The organism is Acidobacteriota bacterium (assembly GCA_026707545.1).
GTDB lineage: Bacteria > Acidobacteriota > Thermoanaerobaculia > Multivoradales > Multivoraceae > Multivorans.
On the sequence record JAPOWR010000002.1, the window covers coordinates 357029 to 377611 of the forward strand.

At 69.6% G+C, this 20583-nt stretch carries 17 protein-coding genes; 7 read left to right on the top strand and 10 right to left on the bottom strand.

Features of this window, described 5'->3' with window-relative positions; all coding sequences use genetic code 11:
• Window positions 1-2: 2 nt before the first annotated feature.
• A complete protein-coding gene (locus OXG83_13785) occupies window positions 3-1598 on the bottom strand; it encodes an MFS transporter (GenBank protein ID MCY3966101.1) in 1596 nt (531 codons plus the stop codon).
• A 113-nt stretch (window positions 1599-1711) separates the two neighbouring features.
• Between OXG83_13785 and OXG83_13790 the strand changes: the two genes are divergently transcribed.
• Genes OXG83_13790 through OXG83_13800 form a run of 3 tightly spaced genes read left to right on the top strand, consistent with a single transcriptional unit; the run spans window position 1712 to window position 4599 of the window.
• A complete protein-coding gene (locus tag OXG83_13790; protein MCY3966102.1) occupies window positions 1712-1921 on the top strand; it encodes a PspC domain-containing protein in 210 nt (69 codons plus the stop codon).
• A 58-nt stretch (window positions 1922-1979) separates the two neighbouring features.
• Window positions 1980-3437, top strand: coding sequence for an FAD-binding protein (locus OXG83_13795; protein MCY3966103.1), 1458 nt, complete (start codon window positions 1980-1982; stop codon window positions 3435-3437).
• A 40-nt stretch (window positions 3438-3477) separates the two neighbouring features.
• Entirely contained in the window at window positions 3478-4599 is a 1122-nt protein-coding gene (locus OXG83_13800) for an FAD-binding protein (protein MCY3966104.1), read from the top strand.
• A 57-nt stretch (window positions 4600-4656) separates the two neighbouring features.
• Here OXG83_13800 and OXG83_13805 read toward each other — a convergent pair whose 3' ends face one another.
• From OXG83_13805 to OXG83_13840, 8 genes are all read right to left on the bottom strand, one after another.
• Complete coding sequence (locus OXG83_13805; protein MCY3966105.1) at window positions 4657-6093, bottom strand: aldehyde dehydrogenase family protein; 1437 nt, start codon at window positions 6091-6093, stop codon at window positions 4657-4659.
• Window positions 6094-6181: 88 nt separating this feature from the next.
• Complete coding sequence (hemG, locus tag OXG83_13810; GenBank protein MCY3966106.1) at window positions 6182-7609, bottom strand: protoporphyrinogen oxidase; 1428 nt, start codon at window positions 7607-7609, stop codon at window positions 6182-6184.
• Entirely contained in the window at window positions 7606-8697 is a 1092-nt protein-coding gene (gene hemE / locus OXG83_13815; GenBank protein ID MCY3966107.1) for a uroporphyrinogen decarboxylase, read from the bottom strand. Before hemE ends, hemG begins: the two co-directional genes overlap by 4 nt.
• Complete coding sequence (locus OXG83_13820) at window positions 8694-10025, bottom strand: hypothetical protein (GenBank protein MCY3966108.1); 1332 nt, start codon at window positions 10023-10025, stop codon at window positions 8694-8696. Before OXG83_13820 ends, hemE begins: the two co-directional genes overlap by 4 nt.
• Before the next feature lie 51 nt (window positions 10026-10076).
• A complete protein-coding gene (gene hemH / locus OXG83_13825) occupies window positions 10077-11120 on the bottom strand; it encodes a ferrochelatase (GenBank protein MCY3966109.1) in 1044 nt (347 codons plus the stop codon).
• 14 nt (window positions 11121-11134) lie between these two features.
• The gene (gene hemF / locus OXG83_13830) at window positions 11135-12124 is read right to left on the bottom strand and encodes an oxygen-dependent coproporphyrinogen oxidase (protein ID MCY3966110.1); all 990 of its coding nucleotides are present in this window, start codon (window positions 12122-12124) and stop codon (window positions 11135-11137) included.
• Window positions 12121-13419 (bottom strand): glutamate-1-semialdehyde 2,1-aminomutase, encoded by a 1299-nt coding sequence (locus OXG83_13835; protein MCY3966111.1) that lies wholly within the window; start codon window positions 13417-13419, stop codon window positions 12121-12123. Before OXG83_13835 ends, hemF begins: the two co-directional genes overlap by 4 nt.
• A complete protein-coding gene (locus OXG83_13840; protein MCY3966112.1) occupies window positions 13416-15299 on the bottom strand; it encodes a uroporphyrinogen-III synthase in 1884 nt (627 codons plus the stop codon). Before OXG83_13840 ends, OXG83_13835 begins: the two co-directional genes overlap by 4 nt.
• A gap of 110 nt (window positions 15300-15409) precedes the next feature.
• On the opposite strand from OXG83_13840, the gene OXG83_13845 reads away from it, so the two are divergent.
• Together OXG83_13845 and OXG83_13850 are read left to right on the top strand one after the other, a co-directional pair.
• Window positions 15410-17230, top strand: a complete 1821-nt coding sequence (locus tag OXG83_13845) for a M2 family metallopeptidase (protein MCY3966113.1) — start codon at window positions 15410-15412, stop codon at window positions 17228-17230.
• A gap of 4 nt (window positions 17231-17234) precedes the next feature.
• Window positions 17235-18011, top strand: coding sequence for an exodeoxyribonuclease III (locus tag OXG83_13850; GenBank protein MCY3966114.1), 777 nt, complete (start codon window positions 17235-17237; stop codon window positions 18009-18011).
• 4 nt (window positions 18012-18015) lie between these two features.
• Here OXG83_13850 and OXG83_13855 read toward each other — a convergent pair whose 3' ends face one another.
• Window positions 18016-18510, bottom strand: coding sequence for a histidine phosphatase family protein (locus OXG83_13855; protein ID MCY3966115.1), 495 nt, complete (start codon window positions 18508-18510; stop codon window positions 18016-18018).
• Between the two features lie 58 nt (window positions 18511-18568).
• On the opposite strand from OXG83_13855, the gene OXG83_13860 reads away from it, so the two are divergent.
• Together OXG83_13860 and OXG83_13865 are read left to right on the top strand one after the other, a co-directional pair.
• A complete protein-coding gene (locus OXG83_13860) occupies window positions 18569-19987 on the top strand; it encodes a S41 family peptidase (GenBank protein MCY3966116.1) in 1419 nt (472 codons plus the stop codon).
• Window positions 19984-20577, top strand: a complete 594-nt coding sequence (locus OXG83_13865; protein ID MCY3966117.1) for a hypothetical protein — start codon at window positions 19984-19986, stop codon at window positions 20575-20577. Before OXG83_13860 ends, OXG83_13865 begins: the two co-directional genes overlap by 4 nt.
• Window positions 20578-20583 lie beyond the last annotated feature (6 nt).

Genomic DNA, 20583 nt, shown 5'->3' on the forward strand with positions numbered 1-20583 from the left:
CCCTACGGCTCGTTACTAGCCGCCGCCCGTGCGGCTCCAGCTCCATGGCGCGCCGCCTGCACCGCGGCCGCGAACAGGCCGATCGCGACGCCGAAAGTGATCAGGCCGGCCAACTGGATCCAGCCGAACATGTCCGACGGCGTGGAAACCGAGAGCAGCGCGGATCCGAAACCGAAGTCGGCGAACTCGCCATCGCGTACCGCCTCCAGCGCGGCCAGACCCGTGAGCAGGAGGGCGCCTCCGGCCAGCGTGACAGTGCCGTACGTCAGGCCGTGGGCAGCGAGTTGCGCCGGCGACCGCGGCGGCAGCGGCTCCTGGCGGCGGACCTCGAACTTCGGCTCCCGCTCTCTGGGCCTGACAAAGCGGCTGAGCATGTAGAGGCCGGGCAGGCCAAGCGGGATCGTGAACAGGAAGAAGTTCGACCACCCCACGGAGTGGACCATGAAGCCGGCGATAGGCCCGGAGACGATCCGTCCCATACCGAAGAGGGTCGAGAACAGAGCGTATTGAGTTGCCGAGAAGCGCTTCTGCGTCATGCGCAGCAAGAGTACGGAGAAGGCGCCGGTACCAAGACCCTGACATAGGGATTCGAAGCCCATGGCGCCGTAGAGGAGGCTCGGCTGCATTGGCAGGTTCGCCAGCAGGATGTACCCGACGTTCGAGAAGATCTGGAGGAATCCGAAGATCCACAGCGCTCTGCCGAGGCCGATCACGTTGGTCCCCAGGCCGCCGGCGATCGAGCCGACGATCGTGGCGGTCGTGCCGACGGTTGCGAGAGCGACGCCGCGGTGGAACTCCGAGTACCCCATGTCGACGAGGAAGGGTCGGAGCAGGCCCTGTGCCAGGTTGTCGCCGAACTTGAAGAGAATGACGAAGGCGAGTATCTCGACAGCCCGGTGGCGGGAGAGAAAGCCCAGGAACGGTTGCCAGACGGCGTCCCGGAGCGTCTTCGGGCCGGGCGGCAGGTCCTTCGGTTCGGGCGCCAGGATCGTGACCGCCAGCATGGGCAGGTAGAGAGCCGCCAGACCGACACAGACGAGGGGCCAGGAGATGGCTCCGGCAACCGAGATCGCGGTTCCACCCGCAACGAGCATGGCAAGTCGATAGAGGCCGATCCGGGCGCCGACCGCCGCGCCCTGTTCCTCCTTGCGGAGCACGTCCACGGCGTAGGCGTCGACCGCGATGTCCTGGGACGCGGCCGCCATGGCGATCGCCAGGGTCAGGGCGAGGGCCAGCCAGGGGGTATCGGGGTGGTCGCCGACGCCGGACAGGCCGAGAGTGCCGAGGAGCAGACCGACCTGAGCGATCGCGGCCCATCCCCGTCGCCGACCGAGGAAGGGCGGCGGGAACCGGTCCATGAGGGGCGCCCAGACCACGTTGAACGTCCACGGCGCCTGGGCCAGGGTGAACAGACCGACAAGCCGGATGTCGATGCCGGCGTCGCGCATCCAGTCCGGAATCGCGATCCAGACCAGGCCCAGCGGCATGCCGGACGAGAACGAGAGCAGGACGACCGACAGGGTCCTCCAAGAGCGGACGGCCTGTGCAAGGCTCCGCAGCGTTCCGAGCCGTTCCGGAGCCTGCTCTTGCTCGGCCATCGGACTCATCCTATGCGTAACCGGCTATGAGTCGGCCGAAACTGGCGACCTGGAACCCAAGTCGTTCAGAATCCGTAGTTGAACGTGAGCAGTCTCTCTTGGAGGAACCGACCGTGACCGCGACCGCCACCCAATCCCGACCCCTTCATCGTTCCGCGTCCGACCGCCTGATCGGCGGCGTCTGCGGCGGCATCGCCGCCTGGCTGGGCTGGAACCCGACCGGTGTCCGTCTGCTCTACATTCTGGTCTCGATCCTCTCGGTCGCCTTCCCCGGGATCATCGTCTACATCCTGCTCTGGATCGTCATGCCGCTGGGCGACTGAGCCGCCGACGCCGCGCGAACTGCGGCGCCAGGTCCCGCCATTGGTAGGCTGACCGTTGATGGCTTCAGCCGACGCAACGAGCTTCCTCGGCGCCCTCACGCAGCGCCTCGGCTCCGACCGCGTCCTCACCGGTGCCGCCCCGATGGCGGCCTACGAGTCGGACGCCCTGACCGCGTTCCGGGCCCGTCCTCGGGCCGTCGTGCTGGTCGATTCGGCGGAAGAGGTCGTCGACGTGGTGCGGCTCTGCGCCGCCGCGAACGTGCCCTTCCTCGCGCGCGGAAGCGGTACCAGCCTGTCCGGCGGTTCGCTGCCGGTCCACGACGGCGTCGTCATCGCGATGAATCGGCTCAACCGGATCCTCGAAGTGGACCCGGTGCGGCGGACGGCGGTGGTCGAGCCCGGTGTGGTCAACCTGGCCGTGTCCGACGCCGCGGAGCCCTACGGCCTCTACTACTCGCCCGACCCGTCGAGCCAGTCCGTGTGCACGATCGGCGGCAACCTGGCCTTCAACTCCGGCGGCGCCCATTGTCTGAAGTACGGCATGACCAGCAACCACGTGCTCGGTCTCGAGGTGGTGCTGCCGGACGGCGAGGTGATCGAGATCGGCGGCGACAGCCTGGAGGGCGTCGGCCCCGACCTGGTCGGCCTGTTCGTCGGCTCCGAGGGTCTTTTCGGGATCGCCACGAAGATCACGCTCCGCCTGCTGCCGAAGCCCGAGACGTACTTCACCCTGCTGGCGGCCTACGATTCGCTGGCGGCGGCGGGTGAGGCGGTGGCGGCGGTCGTCGCTTCGGGCCTGCTGCCCGGAGCGATGGAGATCATGGACAACCTGGCGATCGAGGCCGCCGAGGCGGCGGTCGGTGCCGGCTATCCGCTGGACGCCGAGGGGCTCCTGATCGTCGAGCTGGAAGGGGAGAAGCAGCAGGTGGCGGCCGAGAGCGAGTTGCTGCTCGATGTCGTGCGGAAGTCGAAGCCCTACCTGGAGCACATCGCCAGCGACCCGGACGACCGGATGCGCATCTGGAAGGGCCGCAAGAGCGCCTTCTCGGCGGTTGGGCGGCTGAGTCCGGACTACATCGTGCAGGACGGCGTCGTGCCCCGGTCCCGCCTGGGCGAAGCGCTGACGAAGATCCAGCACCTGGGTGAGGAGCACGGCATCCGGGTGGCCAACGTCTTCCACGCCGGTGACGGCAACCTGCATCCGCTCATCCTCTTCGACGGCCGGGTCGAAGGCGAGCTGGAGAGGGCCGAAGAGCTGGCCGGCGAGATCCTCCGGCTCTGCATCGACCTCGGCGGTTCGATCACCGGCGAGCACGGCGTGGGGATGGAGAAGCGGCAGTACCTGGGCGAGATGTTCGATGAGGCCGACCTGGACGCGATGCGCCGGATTCGCCTGGCGATCGATCCCGGTGAACTTGCGAACCGGGGCAAGATGTTCCCGGACGCCGAGGCGCCGGCGCTGCTGAGCCACGGTCCGCATCCGCTAGAGGTAGCTGGCGTCATCTCGCGCGAATGAGGCGCGGCGGCGCGGTCAACAACGGAAAGCCAGGAGACTCGTGAGCGGCGTTGTTCATCGGCCGGCTTCGGCGGCCGAGGTTGCCGAAGCCGTACGCGGTGCGCAGCTGGTGGTGCCGCGTGGCGGCGGCACGAAGGCGGTGTTGTGGTCGGTGGACGGCGCCGACGTGCTCGACCTGTCGGTGCTCGACGGCATCACCGAGTACCTGCCGAGCGAGTACACAGTGACCGCTCTGGCCGGCACGCCGCTGGCCGACGTCGAGGCGCGGCTGGCCGCCGAGGGGCAGTACCTGCCGTTCGATCCACTGCTGGTCGAGGCCGGCGGCACCGTCGGAGGCGCGGTCGCCGCCGGTGCCAACGGTCCCGGCCGACTCCGCTACGGCGGGCTGCGCGACTTCCTGCTGGCGGTGACCTTTGTTGACGGCCGCGGCGAGATCGTCCGCGGCGGCGCCAAGGTCGTGAAGAACGCCGCCGGCTTCGACCTGCCGAAGCTGATGGTCGGCAGCCTGGGACGCCTGGGAGTCCTCACCGAGTGCACGTTCAAGGTGTTCCCGCACCCGGAGAGTTCCGCCACCCTGCGCCTCGCGGGCATGGCTCTCGACGAGGCCATCGAGGCCGCCGGCCGGGTCGGGGCCGGCGCGGTGGAGATCGAGTGCCTCGACCTGGTCCACGGCCTGGCCGGCTGGGACCTGGAGATTCGGATCGGAGGGCGCAGCTTCGCCCTGGACGCCCGTCTGAAGCGCGCCGCCGATCTTCTCGACACGGACGTGACCACTCTCTCGGGCGACGCCGACGCGAGCCTCTGGCACACCCGCCGCGAGTTCGGCTGGGCTTCGCCGGACGCCTCCGTGCTCAAGCTCCCCCTGACTCCGGCCACGGCCGGCGCCCTGGAACAGGTCCTTGCCGACCTCGACGCGTCCAGCGTAGCCAGGGTCTACAGCGCCGGCATCCAGCAGGCTTTCGTCGCCTGGCCCGCCGAACGCGTCGCCGACCTGCCGGCCCTTGACCGCGCCCTCACGCAGTCGAAGCTGACGGCGCTCGCGCTGCGCGCGCCAGCCGACGCCGCAAACGAGCCGATCCTCGGTTACCGCACCGGCGGCGAACTCCTGCGCCGCGTCGAGCAGGCGCTCGACCCGGCCGGCCGCTTCGGCCGGCTGGCCTGATCGGAGGCGCTTCGCGCCGGTTGCCGGCCAGAGGGCCGGCGCACCGACAAGCGGCCTCTAGCTCGCCTTCGGGAGCGCTCCCATCACGGCCTTGACCTCCAGGAACTCCTCGAAGCCGAAGTCGCCCCACTCGCGGCCGTTACCGGACTGCTTGTAGCCGCCGAAGGGGGCTCCGAAGTCGGCGGGGGCGCCGTTGATGTGGACGTTGCCGGCTCGGATGCGGGAGGCCACGTTGCGGGCGTGGTCGAGGTCGCCGGACTGGACGTAGCTCGACAGGCCGTAGACGGTGTCGTTGGCCACCTGGATCGCTTCCTCCTCCGTTTCGTAAGGGAGGATGGAGAGCACGGGGCCGAAGATCTCCTCGCGGGCGATCGTCATGTCGTTGCTGACGCCGCCGAACACGGTGGGGCGGACGTAGTAGCCGCTGTCCAGGCCCTCGGGGCGGTCGGTGCCGCCGGTGACGAGCTCGGCGCCTTCCTCGATGCCCTTGGCGATCAGGCCCTGGATCTTGTCGTACTGGACCTTGCTGACGACCGGACCGATGGCGACGCCTTCCTGGCCCGGAGGGCCGACGGCGGTCGCCTCGGCGGCGGCCTTGGCGACCTCGAGGGCTCGGGCGTGCGATGCGGCCGGCACCAGCATCCGCGTTGGCGCGTTGCATGACTGGCCGCTGTTCAGGAAGCACTGCCGCGTGCCGGCCTTGACTGCCTTGTCGATGTCCGCGTCCTCGAGGACGATGTTCGGTGACTTGCCGCCGAGCTCCTGCGAGACCCGCTTGATCGAGTCGGCGGCGGCCTTGGCGACCGCGCGGCCGGCCCGGGTGGAGCCAGTGAAGGACATCATGTCGATGCCGGGGTGGGCCGACATCGCGGCTCCGACCTCGGGTCCTTCGCCATTGATCAGGTTGAAGACGCCCGGCGGCACGCCTGCGTCGTGGAGGATCTCTGCGAGGAGGATCGCGTTGAGCGGCGCCACCTCGCTCGGCTTCAGGACCATCGTGCAGCCCGCGGCGAGCGCCGGAGCGACCTTGCAGGCGATCTGGTTGATCGGCCAGTTCCAGGGCGTGATCAGGCCGCAGACGCCGACCGGTTCCTTGACGATGTTCGTTGTGCCGCGGGTTTCTGTGAAGTCGTAGCCTTTCAGCACGTTCAGGGCGCCGGCGAAGTGGCCGAGGCCGGACGGAGCCTGCGCGGCCTTGGCGAGCCAGGCCGGGGCGCCCATCTCCATCGAGATCGTCTCCGCCATCTCGCCGATCCGGGCCTGGTAGCCCGCGACGATCCGGCCCAGGAGTTCGACGCGCTCTTCCTGGCTGGTTTGCGAGAAGGACTCGAAGGCGGCCCGCGCCGCGGCTACGGCCTTGTCGACGTCGGCCGCGCTGCCGAGGCTGATCCGGCCGATCGCTTCTTCCGTCGACGGATCGATGACGTCCATCGTCTTCGGGGTCACCGGGTCGACCCATTCACCGTTGATGTAGAACTGCAGCGCTTCCCTCATGGCGACATCTCTCCGCGTGTGTTGTTTGACGGGACCGGTGAGTGTAGCCCGGATGCCTGCCGAAAGGCAGGCTCTCGTGGGAATCGATCTACTGGCTGAGCACGTGGCGTGCCGCACGTTCGCCGCACTTGGCACCGACGGCGATTGCCCGGCTCAGGCCGATGCCGTAGAGCGCGTTGCCGGCGAGGTAAAAGCCCTCGGTCGGCTCCAGGGCGGCCTCGATCCTTGCCACGCGTTGCGGGTGGCCTGGAGCGTACTGGGGGATGGCGTGTGGCCATCGGGCAACGCTCGTGTAGGTCGGTGCGGCGTCGATGCCGACTGTCCGACGTAGCTCGAGGCGGGTCAGGTCGATCAGCGCGTCGTCGTCGAGGTCGGCTGCCTCCGGATCGACGCCGCCGCCGAACATCGAGCGGGTCAGGAACGTGCCATCCGGGCTGCGGCCGCGAAACGTCGCGGTCTCGAACTGGCAGCCAAGCATGCGAATGCCCTCGCCGCGGGCGACGAGGAAGCCGTAGGCCGGCTCCAGATGACCCGCGGCCGCGGCGTCGAAGGCCGTGTGGACGATCGCCATCGGGGGCGACTCGATCCGCCGGAGTTCGTCCGCGGCCGTTGCCGAGACGCCGTCGACCAGATCGGCCGCCGAGGGCAGGTCGGCCGCGACGACGACCGCATCGGCCGTGACTTCGCCGCCGGAGGAAGTGACCGTGAAGCGGTCACCGCGCCGCTTGATCGCGTTCGCGCGCCGGTTGCAGCGTATTTCGATCCCCGGCAGGGCTTCGACGGCGTGCGGCAGCGCCTGGACGCCGCGCCGAAGAGTCCGGTGCCCGGGAGGAGGACCGCCGCGCCGTCGGCCGGCGCGCATCGCCTTGAACAGCGAGCCGTAGGCTTCTTCCATCGCGACGAGGCGCGGGAACGCGGCCGCGGCCGAGAGCTTCCGCGCGTCGCCGGCGAAGATGCCTAGAACGACGGGCGAGATCAGGCGCCGGGCCGCCTGCCGACCCATGCGGCGGGCAGCGAAGTCGAAGAGCGACTCGTCGTCTGTGGCGGCGCCGATGCTCATCGAGCCCGCGCCCTCGGTGCGATCCGCACCGGTACGTCGGGCCGGTACGAGGGGCTCCATCGCCATGCGCGCCAGGCCGGTCGGCCCCAGCAGACCGCTGCGGACGAAGGCGGCCGGACTGCGCGACAGCTCCCGCAACCTGCCGCCCCGATAGATGTAACGGCGATTTGCCGCCGGTTCCGGCGCCAGCACCTCGTTCTTGAGACCGCAGGCCGCGATCATCTCCCGCACGACCGGCTGATCGTCGAGGAAGCCCTGCGGACCGGTCTCGATCAGGAAGTCGCCGGCCTGCTCTGTCCGGGCCTTGCCGCCGACCTGATCCTCCGCCTCGAGTACGACGATCTCCGGGGAAGCTCCCGCGCGATCCACCTCAGCAGACGCCTTCCACGCGGCGGCAAGTCCGGAAGGCCCGCCGCCGACGACAACCAGACGGCCGGCCGCCGGCGGTTCGCTCAAGCGTCCTCCGCCTCGGCGTGGACGGCCTCGACCAGAGTCTGCACCGCTTCCAGCGGGGTCTCCGGCAGCACGCCGTGGCCAAGGTTCGCGATGTGGCCGCGGCGGGGCAGGCTGGCGAGCAGGTGTACGGTCTCGCGCCGGATCGCCTCTTCGCCGGCGAGGAGAACGGTCGGGTCCAGGTTGCCCTGCAGACAGAGGTCCGGCCGGCGCCGGCGCAGCGCTCCGAGATCGGTTCGCCAGTCGACGCCGAGGACCTCGCAGGGCAGGTCGGCGTAGTCGTTCACCAACTGGGGCGCGGCATGCAGGAAGAGGATGCGGGGGACGCCTGCGTCGCCGAGCCGCCGGAGCAGTCGTTCGAGGTGGGGCCGCACCCGGCGGCGCCACTCGGCCCGGGGGAAGAGACCGGCCCAGGAATCGAAGACCTGGACCGCGTCCGCGCCGGCCTGGTGCTGGGCAATCAGGTAGCGGGCCGAGAGCCGGCCGAGTCGGTCGAGCAGGGCGTCGAAAGCCGCCGGATGTTCGTAGGCGAACGCCCGCAGCCGGGGAAAGTCGCGCACGCCGCGGCCTTCGACCAGGTAGGCGGCGAGGGTGAGGGGCGCGCCGGCGAAGCCGAGCAGCGCGGTCGCCGGGTTCAGTTCGCGGCGGACCAGCCGCTGCGCCGCCGTGACCTCGGGCGCGATCTCGGCGTCGTCGAGGCGGTCCGGGTCGGGCAGGGCCGCCACCGCCCCGGGATCGCGGAGGGGTGCGGCGATCACCGGGCCGGGGTCGAAGCGGAAGTCGACTCCCAGAGCCGGCAGCGGCGACATGATGTCGGCAAACGTGATCGCGGCGTCGAGCGGGAAGCGGCGAAGCGGCATCAGGGTGACTTCGGCCGCGAGCTCGGGATTCCGGGCCAGACCGGCGAAGCCGTGGCGTTCCTTGAGCGCCCGGTACTCGGGCAGGATGCGTCCCGCCTGCCGCATGATCCAGAGCGGTCGCCGCGGCGTGTCCTCGAAACGGAGCGTGCGAAGCAGCAGGTTGTTGTCGGCCGGTGGGTCGTTGGGCGATGCGGCCGCCGGACGGGCCGCGGACCCGGCGAAGGCGGTCACTTGGCGCCGTCCGCCGCGCGACGGCTCTCGAGCAGCTCCGGGGCCGCGGCGGCGAGGAAGGCGTCGACGCCGTCCTGGCCGATCTCGATCGCGACCGCGCGCAGGCCGACGACCGGGAGGTGGCTCAGGCGCTTCGCCATGACGGCGGTCCATTCCCTGAGCGCCGCTCGCTCGCCCTCGGAGATGTCCTTCAGGTCGCTCTGCAACAGACGGTCGAGGTTCGTGCCCAGTGAGTCCTGATACTTCGCGCCGATCGCCCGGATGGCGCCGGCGACCGACCGGGTCGCCATCGCCTCGCGGAACGCGTCGAGTTCCTCGTCGATCAGGACCCTGGCCTCGGCGGTGCGCTCGCGCCGGTCGCGCAGGGTCTGCTGAGCCAGTTCGTTGATCTGGTCCATGCCGATCCGGCGAAGACCGGCTGCACGAGCGTCGGCGGGGGCGACATCGGCCGGAATCGCCATGTCGACGACCAGCGGCGCGGCCCCGAGCTGTTCCTGGCCGGCGCGGGCAAGGGCGAAGAGACAGGGGCGATCGACCACGGGTTCGGGCGCGCCGGTCGAGAACAGCAACCCCGTTACGGCCGGCGGTCTGGCGCGGAACGCCTCCAGACCCATCGTCTCGATGGCCGGGGTGGCACTCCGGGAGGAAACCGCCTCAGCCGTTCGTCTGGCGAGGTCCTCGGCCTTCCCGGCGGTGCGGTTGACGAGAATCAGGGGCACGCCCCGGTCGTGGAGGCGCTCGGTGCAGGTCTCGGTCATCGCCGCCACGCCGACCAGGGCGACCGGCCCGGCGGAACGGGCCACTTGTTCGCTCAGCAGATCGGCCGCGATCTCGGACAGCGATGTGCGTCCGGCGCCCACACCCGTCTCGCGGTGGACGCGTTTGCCGGCACGGAGCGCGGATTCGATCACCCGCCTCAGGTCGGAGTCGACGGTCCCGGCGACGGTCGCCTCGTCGAGCGCGTCGCGCAGTTGTCCGCGGATCTCGCGTTCGCCCGGCTGAGCCGAGTCGAGGCCGGACGCGACGAGATAGAGATGCTCGACGGCGCCTTCGCCCTCCCAGGTCCTGAAGACGCGTCGCGCCGCACCGGCGCCCGCGACCAGGCGCAGCAACTCCCGGCGGCAGGAAGCGAGCGTGGTCCCCGGTTCGGCGGAGAAGATGAAGGCGACCCGGTTGCAGGTGGCGAGATAGACCAGCCCTTGAGCGCCGATTCTCTGCCTCAGCCGACGCATTTCGGCCACGCGACGGCTTGCCGGCAGCGTGTACTGAGCGATCTCCCCGGCGGAGGCGTAGCGCCAGGTCGCCGCGACGACGCAGCAGTTGTCCATCGGGCGATTCTGACCTAGTGCGACGCGTGGATTGTCACAGGCGTGTCAGTGTCAGCACCATTCGCGGGTGTTTCGGAGGATCAGATCCGTCAGGGCGTCCAGGTGATCGGGACGGTCGTTGAGACAGGGAATGTAGCGGAGGCGTTCGCCCCCGGCTTCCTCGAAGTAGCCGCGGTTCTCGACTTCGATCTCCTCGAGCGTCTCGATGCAGTCGGCGGAGAAGCCGGGGCAGGCGACGTCGACCCTAGTCAGGCCGGCCCGCGGCAGCTCACGCATCAGGGCGTCGGTCTTGGGGCCGATCCACAACTCGCGGCCGAATTGGGACTGGAACGTGCTGATCACGCGATCCTGGTCGATGCCGAGTTCGTGAACCAGCAGCCGCGTCGTCTCCAGGCACTGGCACTGGTAGGGGTCGCCGTTGTCGATGTAGCGCTGCGGTACGCCGTGGTAGGAGAGGACGAGCCGGTCGGGCTCTGTGTCGACCCAGGTCTCGCGGATGCTCGCGGCGAGTGACCGCAGGAAACCCGGGTCGTCGTAGTAGCTGTTGATCGTGCGCAGCTCGGGCACCCAGCGCCAGCGGCGGAGTTGCCGGGCGAGCATGTCGATCGTGGATGCCGTGGTGGCGGCCGCGTACTGCGGAAAGAGCGGGAAGAACAGGAGGCGGGTGCACCCCCTGTTGCGTAGTTCCAGGAGAGCGTTCCTGATCGACGGTTCGCCGTAGCGCATGCCGAGGGCGACGTGGAACTGTGGTCCCTTCTGGCCGGCCTGCTGCCGAAGCCTGGCGGCGATGCCCTCGACCTGACGGTTGCCGATGACGAGCAACGGCGACCCTTCCTCGGTCCAGATCTTCCCGTAGAGCCTGGCGACCCGTTGTGGCCGCGTCGTGAGCACGAAGAGATAGAGGATCGGCAGCCACTTCCAGCGCGGCACCTCGGCGATTCGGAGGTCGCTCAGGAACTGCCGGAGATAGCGGCGGAGGGCTTTCGCCGTCGGCGCCGCCGGGGTGCCGACATTGGCGAGCAGGACACCGATCGCGCGGCGATCCGCTTCCGCCGGAAGAGTAGGTTCCGGTTCGAAGAGAGAAGTGCCGGCCAACCCTGACCTCCGCGTCAGATCCAGTCGCGACGGACCAGGAAGTCGGAGACGAGACGCGCCTCCGGTGTGCCGTGCTCGGGTTCGTGGTCGTAGCGCCAGGCGGCGAGCGGCGGCAGCGACGCAAGGATGGACTCGGTGCGGGCCCTCGCCTGGAGTCCGTAGCGTGTGCCGCGGTCGTAGACCAGGTTGAACTCCACGTAGCGTCCTCTTCGGTAGAGCTGGAAATCGCGCTCGCGTTCTCCGTACGGAAGATCCTTGCGACGCTTCAGGATCGGCAGGTAAGCGGGCAGGAAGTGATCGCCGATGCTGCGGGCGAAGGCGAAGCAGCGTTCGAAGCGGTCGAGGTCCGGCGGGAGCTCGAGCCGGTTCAGATCGTCGAAGAAGAGACCGCCCACGCCGCGCATCTCCTGCCGGTGGGGGAGATAGAAGTAGTCGTCGCAGGCCGCCTTGTAGCTGCCGTAGAGATCACGGCCATACGGCGCGCAGGCCTCGGCGGCGGTACGGTGCCAATGAACGGCGTCTTCCTCGAAGCCGTAGTACGGGGTCAGATCGAAGCCGCCCCCGAACCACCAGCCTTCCTCGTCCGCCTGGGCCGCTCCGGCTGGCGGATGGGCGATGAAGAAGCGAATGTTCGCGTGACTGGTCGGCGCGTACGGGTTGCGGGGATGGACGATCAACGAGACCGAGGTCGCCTCGAAGGAACGTCCCGCCAGTTCCGGCCGTCGCTCGGTCGCGGCGAGGGGCAGGGAGTCGCCGCGCGAACGGCTGAAGTTCACGGCGGCCTTCTCGATCACTGGGCCGTCGGTGAGCACTCTGGGCCGAGCGCACCCACCCCGCTCGTTCGTCAGCTCGCGGGCGTCGAACGGGGTGCCGTCGATCTCGACCAGGGCGGCGCAGATGCGATCCTGGAGCCCGAGAAGGTACGAGGCGACCGCGCCGGCGTCGCCCTGCGCGTCCCCGGCCGCCGTCGTTTGGCCGGCGTCGGCAACTGGTGCGGGAGTCACGGTGCCGGGATCTCCGCCAGGGCTTCGCCCACGGCCGTCGCGAAACCAGCGAGCGCGTCCTCGTCGTGGGCGAGGGACAGGAAGCCGACTTCGTAGGCCGACGGGGCCAGCATGAAGCCGCGCTCGAGCAGCCCCCGGTGAAGCAGGCCGAAGATCTCCGCCGTGTTCGGGTGGAGGCGGTCGACCCGTCGCGGCAGTTCGCCATCTCCGTAGGCGAGCCAGAAGATCGAACCGCAGCGAACCGTCCGGTAGGGGTGGCCGCTCGATGCGAGCACCGGGCCGACTTCGCCTTCGAGGCGCGCTCCCAAGGCCTCCATCCGGTTCCAGCCGTCGTTTGCCGTGAGTTCGCGCAGGGTGGCGAGTCCGGCGGCGACCGCGAGCGGATTCCCGGACAGGGTCCCCGCCTGGTAGACCGGCCCCAGGGGCGAGAGCTGATCCATCAGCCGTGCCGGACCGCCGTACGCGCCGACCGGCAGGCCGCCCCCGATCACCTTTCCGAGGGTCCAGAGATCAGGCTCGATGCCGAGTTGTGCGCCGACCGTGATCCCGGGTACCCGAAAGCCGCTCAGCACCTCGTCGAGAATCAGCAGCGCTCCATGTTCGGTGCATCGGCGGCGGAGCCGCTTCAGGAATTCGGGGCGCTGCACCAGCAGGCCGTTGTTCGCGGGCAGAGGCTCGATGATCGCGGCCGCGAGTTTGCCGCCGTGACGGCGGAAGGCCTCGTCCAGCGCGTCCTCGTCGTCGAGTGGAAGCACGATCGTGTCGCGGGCGGTCGCCGCCGGGATGCCGGCACTCGATGCAATCCCGAACGTGGCGAGTCCGCTTCCAGCCTCGACGAGCAGCGCGTCGACGTGGCCGTGATAGCACCCCTCGAACTTCAGCACGAGGTCGCGGCCGGTGCAGCCTCGGGCGAGCCGGATCGCCGATTGGGTGGCCTCGGTGCCGGAGTTGACGAACCGGATCTTCTCGATGTCGGGGACGAGTTCCTTGACCATCCGCGCCAGGTCGACCTCTCCTTCGTGCGGCGCGGCGAAGGAGGTCCCGCGGGCGGCGGCTTCCCGCACTGCCTCGACGACCGCGGGATGGCTGTGTCCCAGCACCAGGGGCCCGAAGGAGCCAACGAAGTCGACGTAGCTCCTCCCGTCGACCGAGCGCATGACCGCTCCTTCGGCTTCGGCGATGAAGGGAGGCGTGCCGCCGACCGCCCGGTAGGCGCGCACCGGGCTGTTGACGCCGCCGACGAGGTGGCGCTGCGCCTCCGCCCAGAGATCCTCGCTGCTTCGTGCGGCGCTCATCCACTTTCCCTCGGGTCGCGATTCATGGCGCCCACTTCGTCGAGCCACAGGCGTTCGATGCCGGCGGCGGTCGGTTCCTGTGCGCACTTCACGTTGCCGGCTCCGGCGCTGCGGAGCGCCGCGGCTGTGGCGGCTCCGATCGCCCAGCAGCTTCCCGGCCAGTCCAGGCCGGAGGCTACAAAGGCGGAAACCGCCGATGGAGCGGTGAAGAGTACGCGGGCATGGGCCGCTTGCCAAGCTTGGGGCCAGTCGAGATCGTCGTTCGGATGCACGGTGTAGGCCTCCCAGGCCGTGACCTGGCGGCCCGCCGCCTCGAGCTCTTCGACGAGCGGCGCTCCGCCGCGGGCGGAGTGCGGCACGAACAGCGGGCAACGCGGGTCGAGCACTCTGGCCGCGTAGCGAGCGAAACCTCTGCCGCCTGAGGCCCGCGCGGCCAGGTTCGGCGGCACACCGGCCGCGAGCAGCGCGCGGGCGGTGCCTTCGCCGAGCGCGCACCACGGCAGCCGGCCCCAGGCAGGTTCGCGCAGGGCGCGCTTTGCTGTGACGCGCGCGGCGGTCGGCGAGGAGACGAGCAGCCACGGCCACTGGCGGCGGGGCCGGTTCAGGTCGATGCGGTCGGCCGGCCAGGGCGTGTCGAGGATCTCGACCGCGGTCGCCGGCAGAGCCGCCACCCGGACGGCAGGGCCGAGCCTCCTGGTGAGGCGGCGAACGGTCGTGGAACCCGAAGTCACAATGAGGTCCGGCATGCCGGCGCCCGTCTGGCCTCGTGGAAGCTCGACACTGACCGCGCCGGCGAGATCCCGTTCGATCCGCCCAGCCAGGGCATCGAGATCGACCTCGCCGTCCTCTACCGAGGCCTTGGCATGGACGGTTTCCGGCGGTTCGCCGGTACCCGCGCGTTCGCGCCAATCGTCCGCCGCAATCAAGGCATGGACCTCGTCCAGCACCGGCGCTCCCGGGCCGGTGGGGCGCGCGTCCGCCCAGGCGCCGAACGGTCGCAGACAGCCGCCGCCGAGCCGACCGAGTAGGGAGCGCTCGGCGAAGGCCGCGGCGCGGCTCGCGGGGTCGTCGAGCGCGGCCATTGCGGGGTGTCCGTCCAGCCGGCCTCCGCGCAGGATCTGCACCGCCAGGGCGCCCTGTCCGGGAGCGCAGGGCCAGGAGCGAAGGTCGAGGCGGTAGCCACGGATGGCGGCGGCGGCCGCGTCGAGTTCGCCGCTTCGCGCCAGGCGCAAGACGCCCGCCTCCGCCGCCAGCAGGGCGTCGATCGCACCGCTCAGCAGCCACTCGAGCCGGCGGCCGACGGAGCCGCGGACCGCGCAGCAGACGAGGTCAGGCCGGATCGCCAGCGCGCCAGCCTGACGCCGTGGGGACGACGTGCCCAGGCGCGCGCCCGAGGGCAGCGGCGCGAAGGCGTCGGCGGCCGCGGCGACGCTCCGGCCGGGAGCGTCCTCGCCGGCGTCGAGCAGTGTCGCGAGTCGGTGCGCCGGCCTTCTGGCCGGCTTCCGGGGCCTCTGTACCGATGCCGCGTCGCTCACTCTTCCTTCTCGAGCGGTTTCCCGGCCGGGCGCGAACAGGAGCAGATCGAACGGCCGCTCCCGCTCCGGCACCGCCGCGATCACCAGGTCGGGCTCGTCCTCGACCGGAAGGTCCTTGAGCGAGTGAACGACAAGGTCAACCGAGCCGTCGCGCAGGGCCGCGGCCAGCTCGCCGGTGAACACGCCCTTGGCCTGGGCGAAGCTGCCCCCGAGGCTGCGGTCGCCCTGGGAAGACATGGCTCGGACCGCCGTGTCCACGCCAAGTTCTGCGAGCCGCCGGGCGACCAGGTCGGCCTGAATCCGCGCCAGTGGCGTTGCCCTGGTGCCGATGACGATTGGGGCCATCGGACAAGGATTCTACGGAGCCGAAGTGCGGGGTGCCGGCCCGGACCCTGGAATAGAGTCGAGACGCGGTCCCGCTGTTTGATGCCTGGAACCGCTGGGGAGGACTCGCCATGTCGCTGACTTCGCTTCAAACTCGACTCCGCACCGTCTACCTGCCTCTGGCCGCTGCTGCTGCCGTCCCGTTTGCCGGCTGCGCGGGCGAAGCGCGGCCGTCCGCGGCCGAGTTCACGGCGGCGGCCGAGGAGACGATTCTCGAGCACTACTACGACGGCAGCCGCGCGTCCTGGGTGCAGTCGACGTACATCAACGAGGACACGAACGCCCTGGCCGCCCGTGCCGGAGCGGAGGCGCTGACCCGCGCGATCGACTTCGCGCAGGAGGCGGCGACCTACGACGCTGCGTCGGAGGCGGACGAGGTGGCGCGCAAGCTCAACCTGCTGCGGGGAGGGCTGACGATAGCCGCGCCGGCCGACGAGGTGAAGATCGAGGAACTGAGTCAGATCACGACCAGGATGGAAGCGGCCTACGGCGCTGGCCGGCACTGTCCGAGCGGGCCGGACTCCTGCCGGACGCTCGACGACCTGGAGGACGTGATCGACAACAGCCGGGACGCCGGCGCGCTGCTCGACGCCTGGGAGGGCTGGCGGACGATCTCGCCGCCGATGAAGGCGGACTACCAGCGCTTCGTCGAGCTCTCGAACGAGGGTGCTCGGGGCCTCGGCTACGACGACACGGGCGCGATGTGGCGGTCGGGCTACGACATGGCGCCCGACGACTTCGCCGCGGAGACGGATCGTCTCTGGGAGCAGGTCAAGCCGCTCTACGACGACCTGCACTGCCACGTCCGCGCCGAGCTCGCGGAGGAGTACGGTCCGGGCGTCGTGGATCCCGAGGGCCCGATCCCGGCTCACGTGCTGGGCAACATGTGGGCGCAGACATGGTCCAACGTGTTCGACCTCGCCGCGCCGGAGGCCGCCGATCCCGGATACGACCTGACGGAGATCCTCCAGGGGCGGCAGACGTCGGAGCGCGAGATGGTCGAGATCGCCGAGGGCTTCTTCACCTCGCTCGGGATGGAGGCACTCCCCGACACTTTCTGGCGGCGCTCCCAGTTCCTCCGGCCGCGGGACCGCGACGTCGTCTGTCATGCGAGCGCCTGGCAGCTCGACCTGGACGAAGACGTCCGGATCAAGATGTGCATCCAGATCAACGCCGAGGACTTCTCGACGATTCACCACGAACTGGGCCACACCTACTACCAGCTCGGCTACCGGGAACTGCCGCCCCTGTTCCGCGACAGCGCGAACGACGGGTTCCACGAGGCGCTGGGCGACACGATCTCCCTGTCCGTCACGCCGGGTTACCTCGTCGACATCGGTCTACTTGACGAGGAACCGCCGGCTGAGGCCGACCTCTCCCTGCTCATGCGGATGGCGCTGGACAAGATCGCCTTCCTGCCCTTCGGCCTGCTAGTCGACCGCTGGCGCTGGGGCGTGTTCTCCGGCGAGACGCCGCCGGAGGAGTACAACGCGGCCTGGTGGCGGTTGCGCGAGCAGTACCAGGGGGTGACCGCTCCATCGGCGCGAACGGAGGAGGACTTCGACCCCGGCGCCAAGTACCACGTGCCGGGCAACACGCCGTACACGCGCTACTTCCTGGCCCACATCCTCCAGTTCCAGTTCCACCGCGACCTATGCGCGGCGATGGGCTACGAGGGACCGCTTCACCGTTGCTCGATCTACGGCAACGAAGTGGCCGGCAGCCGGCTGCGCGACATGATGGCGATGGGACTCAGCCGCCCGTGGCCGGACGCGCTTGAGGCGATCGGCGGCAGCCGCGAGATGGACGCGACGGCCATCCTCGACTACTTCGCGCCGCTCGCCGACTGGCTCAAGGACCAGAACGAGGGTCGCACCTGCGGCTGGAGCTAGCGGCTTGCTGATCGCCACCTGGAACATCAACGGCCTGGGCGCACGCTTCGACTTCATCGTTCACTGGCTCAAGGCGCGGCAGCCCGATGTCGTCGGCCTCCAGGAACTCAAGGCGACCGCCGACAACGTCCCGATCGAGGGACTCCAGGACCTCGGTTACGACGCCGCGGTGTGCGGCCAGAAGGCGTGGAACGGCGTCGCCGTCCTCTCGCGGCACCCGATCGAGGAAGTCCAGTCAGGGCTCCCGGGCGAAGAAGAGGCCGGCGCGCGGCTATTGCGGGTAAAGACCGCGGGCCTCGACTTCACGACCGTGTACTGCCCCAACGGCAAGGACATCGACCACCTGGACTATCCGCGGAAGCTGGCGTGGTTCGACTCGCTTCGGGACTACTTCGGCGGTTCGGTCCGCGCGGACGAGCCGGCGGTTCTCTGCGGCGACTTCAATATCGCGCCGACCCGTCTGGACACCCACGACGAGGACCGCCTGGCTGGCGGCATCCACCACACGGAAGCGGAGCGGGATCGGTTCCAGGGCCTGCTCGACCTCGGCTTGTTCGACCTCTACCGGGAACTTCATCCCGACACGGTCAAGTTCTCGTGGTGGGACTACCGCTTCGGCGCCTTCCATCGCAACCTGGGGTTGCGGATCGACTTCCTGCTGGCGACCCGGAGAGTCCTGGAGCGAGTGGAGCAGGTGGAGACCGACCGCGACTATCGCAAGAAGAAGGAGGGGCTGATCGCCTCCGACCACGCACCAGTGATGGCGACGCTCGTGTCGTAGCCGGCTACTTGCCTGCCCGCTTTGGCGTCGAGAACCAGGCCAGCCTGCCGCGGTAGGGCTCGATCTCGCTCCACGAGTCGATGTCGAGATGGACGCAGGCAAGGGCCGCGGTGACGAAGCGGGGCGGATCGTCACCGGTCAGCCGGCGCACGAGTTCGCCGCACGTCGGTTGGTGGCCGACGAGAAGGACGGACATCGCGTCGTCTGCCTGCTCGCGCAGGAGATCGATCGCCGATCCGGGCGAGGCCAGGTAGAGCTCAGGCTCCAGGATGGCCGTCCGGTTCCAGTTGCCGGCCGCCACCGCCAACTCGATCGTCTGCCGGGTACGAACGGCGGACGAGCAGAGGATCCGGTCGGGCAACGCCATCCGTTCGGCGAGCAGACGGCCCATCGTCTTCGCGGCCGCGATGCCGCGCGGGTTCAGGGGCCGATCGTGGTCGATGCCGTAGGTTGCGCTCCAGTCCGACTTGGCGTGACGAAGAACGTACAGGATTCGCACGGTCGAGGTGACGGTAGCAGGATCGGGAAGTGCGATGCGCCTGTGTCATTCTCGGAGAATGCGGAACGGCGAAGACGTGCGGCGAGGGGCGGCGTTCGCGGTCTGCGGTTTGGTTCTCGCGGCTGCCGCCTGGGCGCAGGATGCCTCGCCTCCTTCCGAGACGGCTGCTCTGAACCTGGAGACGTTCGACTTCGCCTGGGAGAAGATCGCCGACACGTTCTGGGACTTTGAAGCGCCTGGCGTGGACTGGGATGCGGTACGCGAGGAGTTGCGGCCCCGCGCGCGGGATGCGGCCGACGCAGCCGAAGTGCGCCGCGTGCTGCAGATCATGCTCTCGAGGTTGGGCCAGTCCCACTTCGGCGTGCTGCCGGGGCCCGGATCGATGAGGAGTGGATCGCGCGCGGATGGGGCGGGCACCTGCACCGGGGCGTTGATGCGGTCCGTGTCCGGCGACGGCGGCTCCGCCGCGGCGGACGCGGGACCGGGGTTCGATGTCCGGTTCATCGACTCGATGCCTGTGGTCAGCCGGGTCGAGGCTGGATCGCCGGCGGATCGTCAGGGGCTTGTCACCGGCCTGGAGGTTGTGCGGGTAGAGGAGCAGGATCTGGCCGCGCTTACCCGTTGTCTCGGACTGGATGCCCTCGATACGCGGGTTGCGGACATGGTGCGGTTGCGGGCGGTCGAAGGCCTGCTGTACGGAGACGCGGGCGATTCTGTGACGGTGGAGTTCGCGGATGCCGCGGGTGATCGGTCCACGCTCGAGTTCGAGCGGGCCCACCATCCCGACGCGGTCGAGATCGGCTTCGGCAACCTGCCGCCGATGCGCTACCTGTTCGAATCCGAAGCGTTCGAAACCGCCGCCGGCCGGATTCTGGCGGTGCGCTTCAACGTCTGGCTGATGCCCGTCGTGGACGCGTTCGAGGCGGCTCTCTACAGCGAACCCGCGGAAGGTTCGCCGCAGGTTGATGGCGTGCTGATCGATCTGCGCGGGAATCCGGGTGGCGTCGCCGGTACCGCGGTGGGCGTCGCCAGTTACCTGCTGGAGGAGCAGGCTGCGCTGGGGAGGATGAAGAATCGGAACACCGACCTGAACCTGATGGTGTTCCCGCGCCGGGTCTCCAGCAACTCGAACCTGAAGATCGAGAGGTTCACAGGTCCGGTGGCGGTGCTGATCGATGGCGGTAGCGCCAGTACCAGCGAGATCTTCGCTGCTGGGCTGAAGGACCATGGTCGAGTGCGACTGTTCGGCGAGCCGAGTGCGGCGGCGGCGCTTCCGTCGGTGATCGAGGAGATGCCGAACGGCGACCTGCTGATGCATGCGATCGCGGACTTCATCCGCCCCAGTGGTGAACGGATCGAGGGCAGGCCGGTCCAGCCCGAGTCCCCGGTTCCACTGACCCGCGAGGGGCTTCTGGCCGGGAGGGACGAGCCGCGTGAGGAGGCGCTTCGCTGGATCGTCACGGAACTCGAACGATGAACATCGGCTTGTGGAGTGAAGGAGTGAGTTTCGGCCGCTTCGGCGCCGAGGGCGCTCTCGGACCGCCCTGGCTTTGGGTCGTGGCTGGATTGCTCCTGCTCTTGCTGGGCCGGCAGCTCTACACCGCGTTGCTGGGGTTGCTCGGCTTCTTCGTCAGCTACGGCCTGCTCTCCGACGTGGCGACGCTTCCGAGCGACATGCGCCTGATGGTCTCGGTGGGCATCGGAGTCGTCAGTGCGCTGCTCGCGTTCGTCGTGCGCAAGGTCGCCGTGGCCGTAGCGGGCGCGATGCTGGGCGCCGGCGCCGCGTTGTGGGCGTCGGGCTTCTACGGTCTGAAGGTGGAGGTGCTCTGGTGGGTGGTGACCGCCGCCGCGGCGCTGCTGGGAGCCTGGCTCCTGCGCCAGGTCTTCGAGACGGCGCTGATCGTCGTTTCGTCGTTCATCGGCGCGCTGCTCATCGTGGGGGCCGTGGGGCTGGACGGACTGCCGGCGCACGCCGCCGTCGCGGTGCTGATCGTGGTCGGGGTCGCGTTCCAGATGCGGCGTCGCCGCGGCGACGAACGGCGCGCGAGGAAGGCATCGGCGGACTGAGGAACT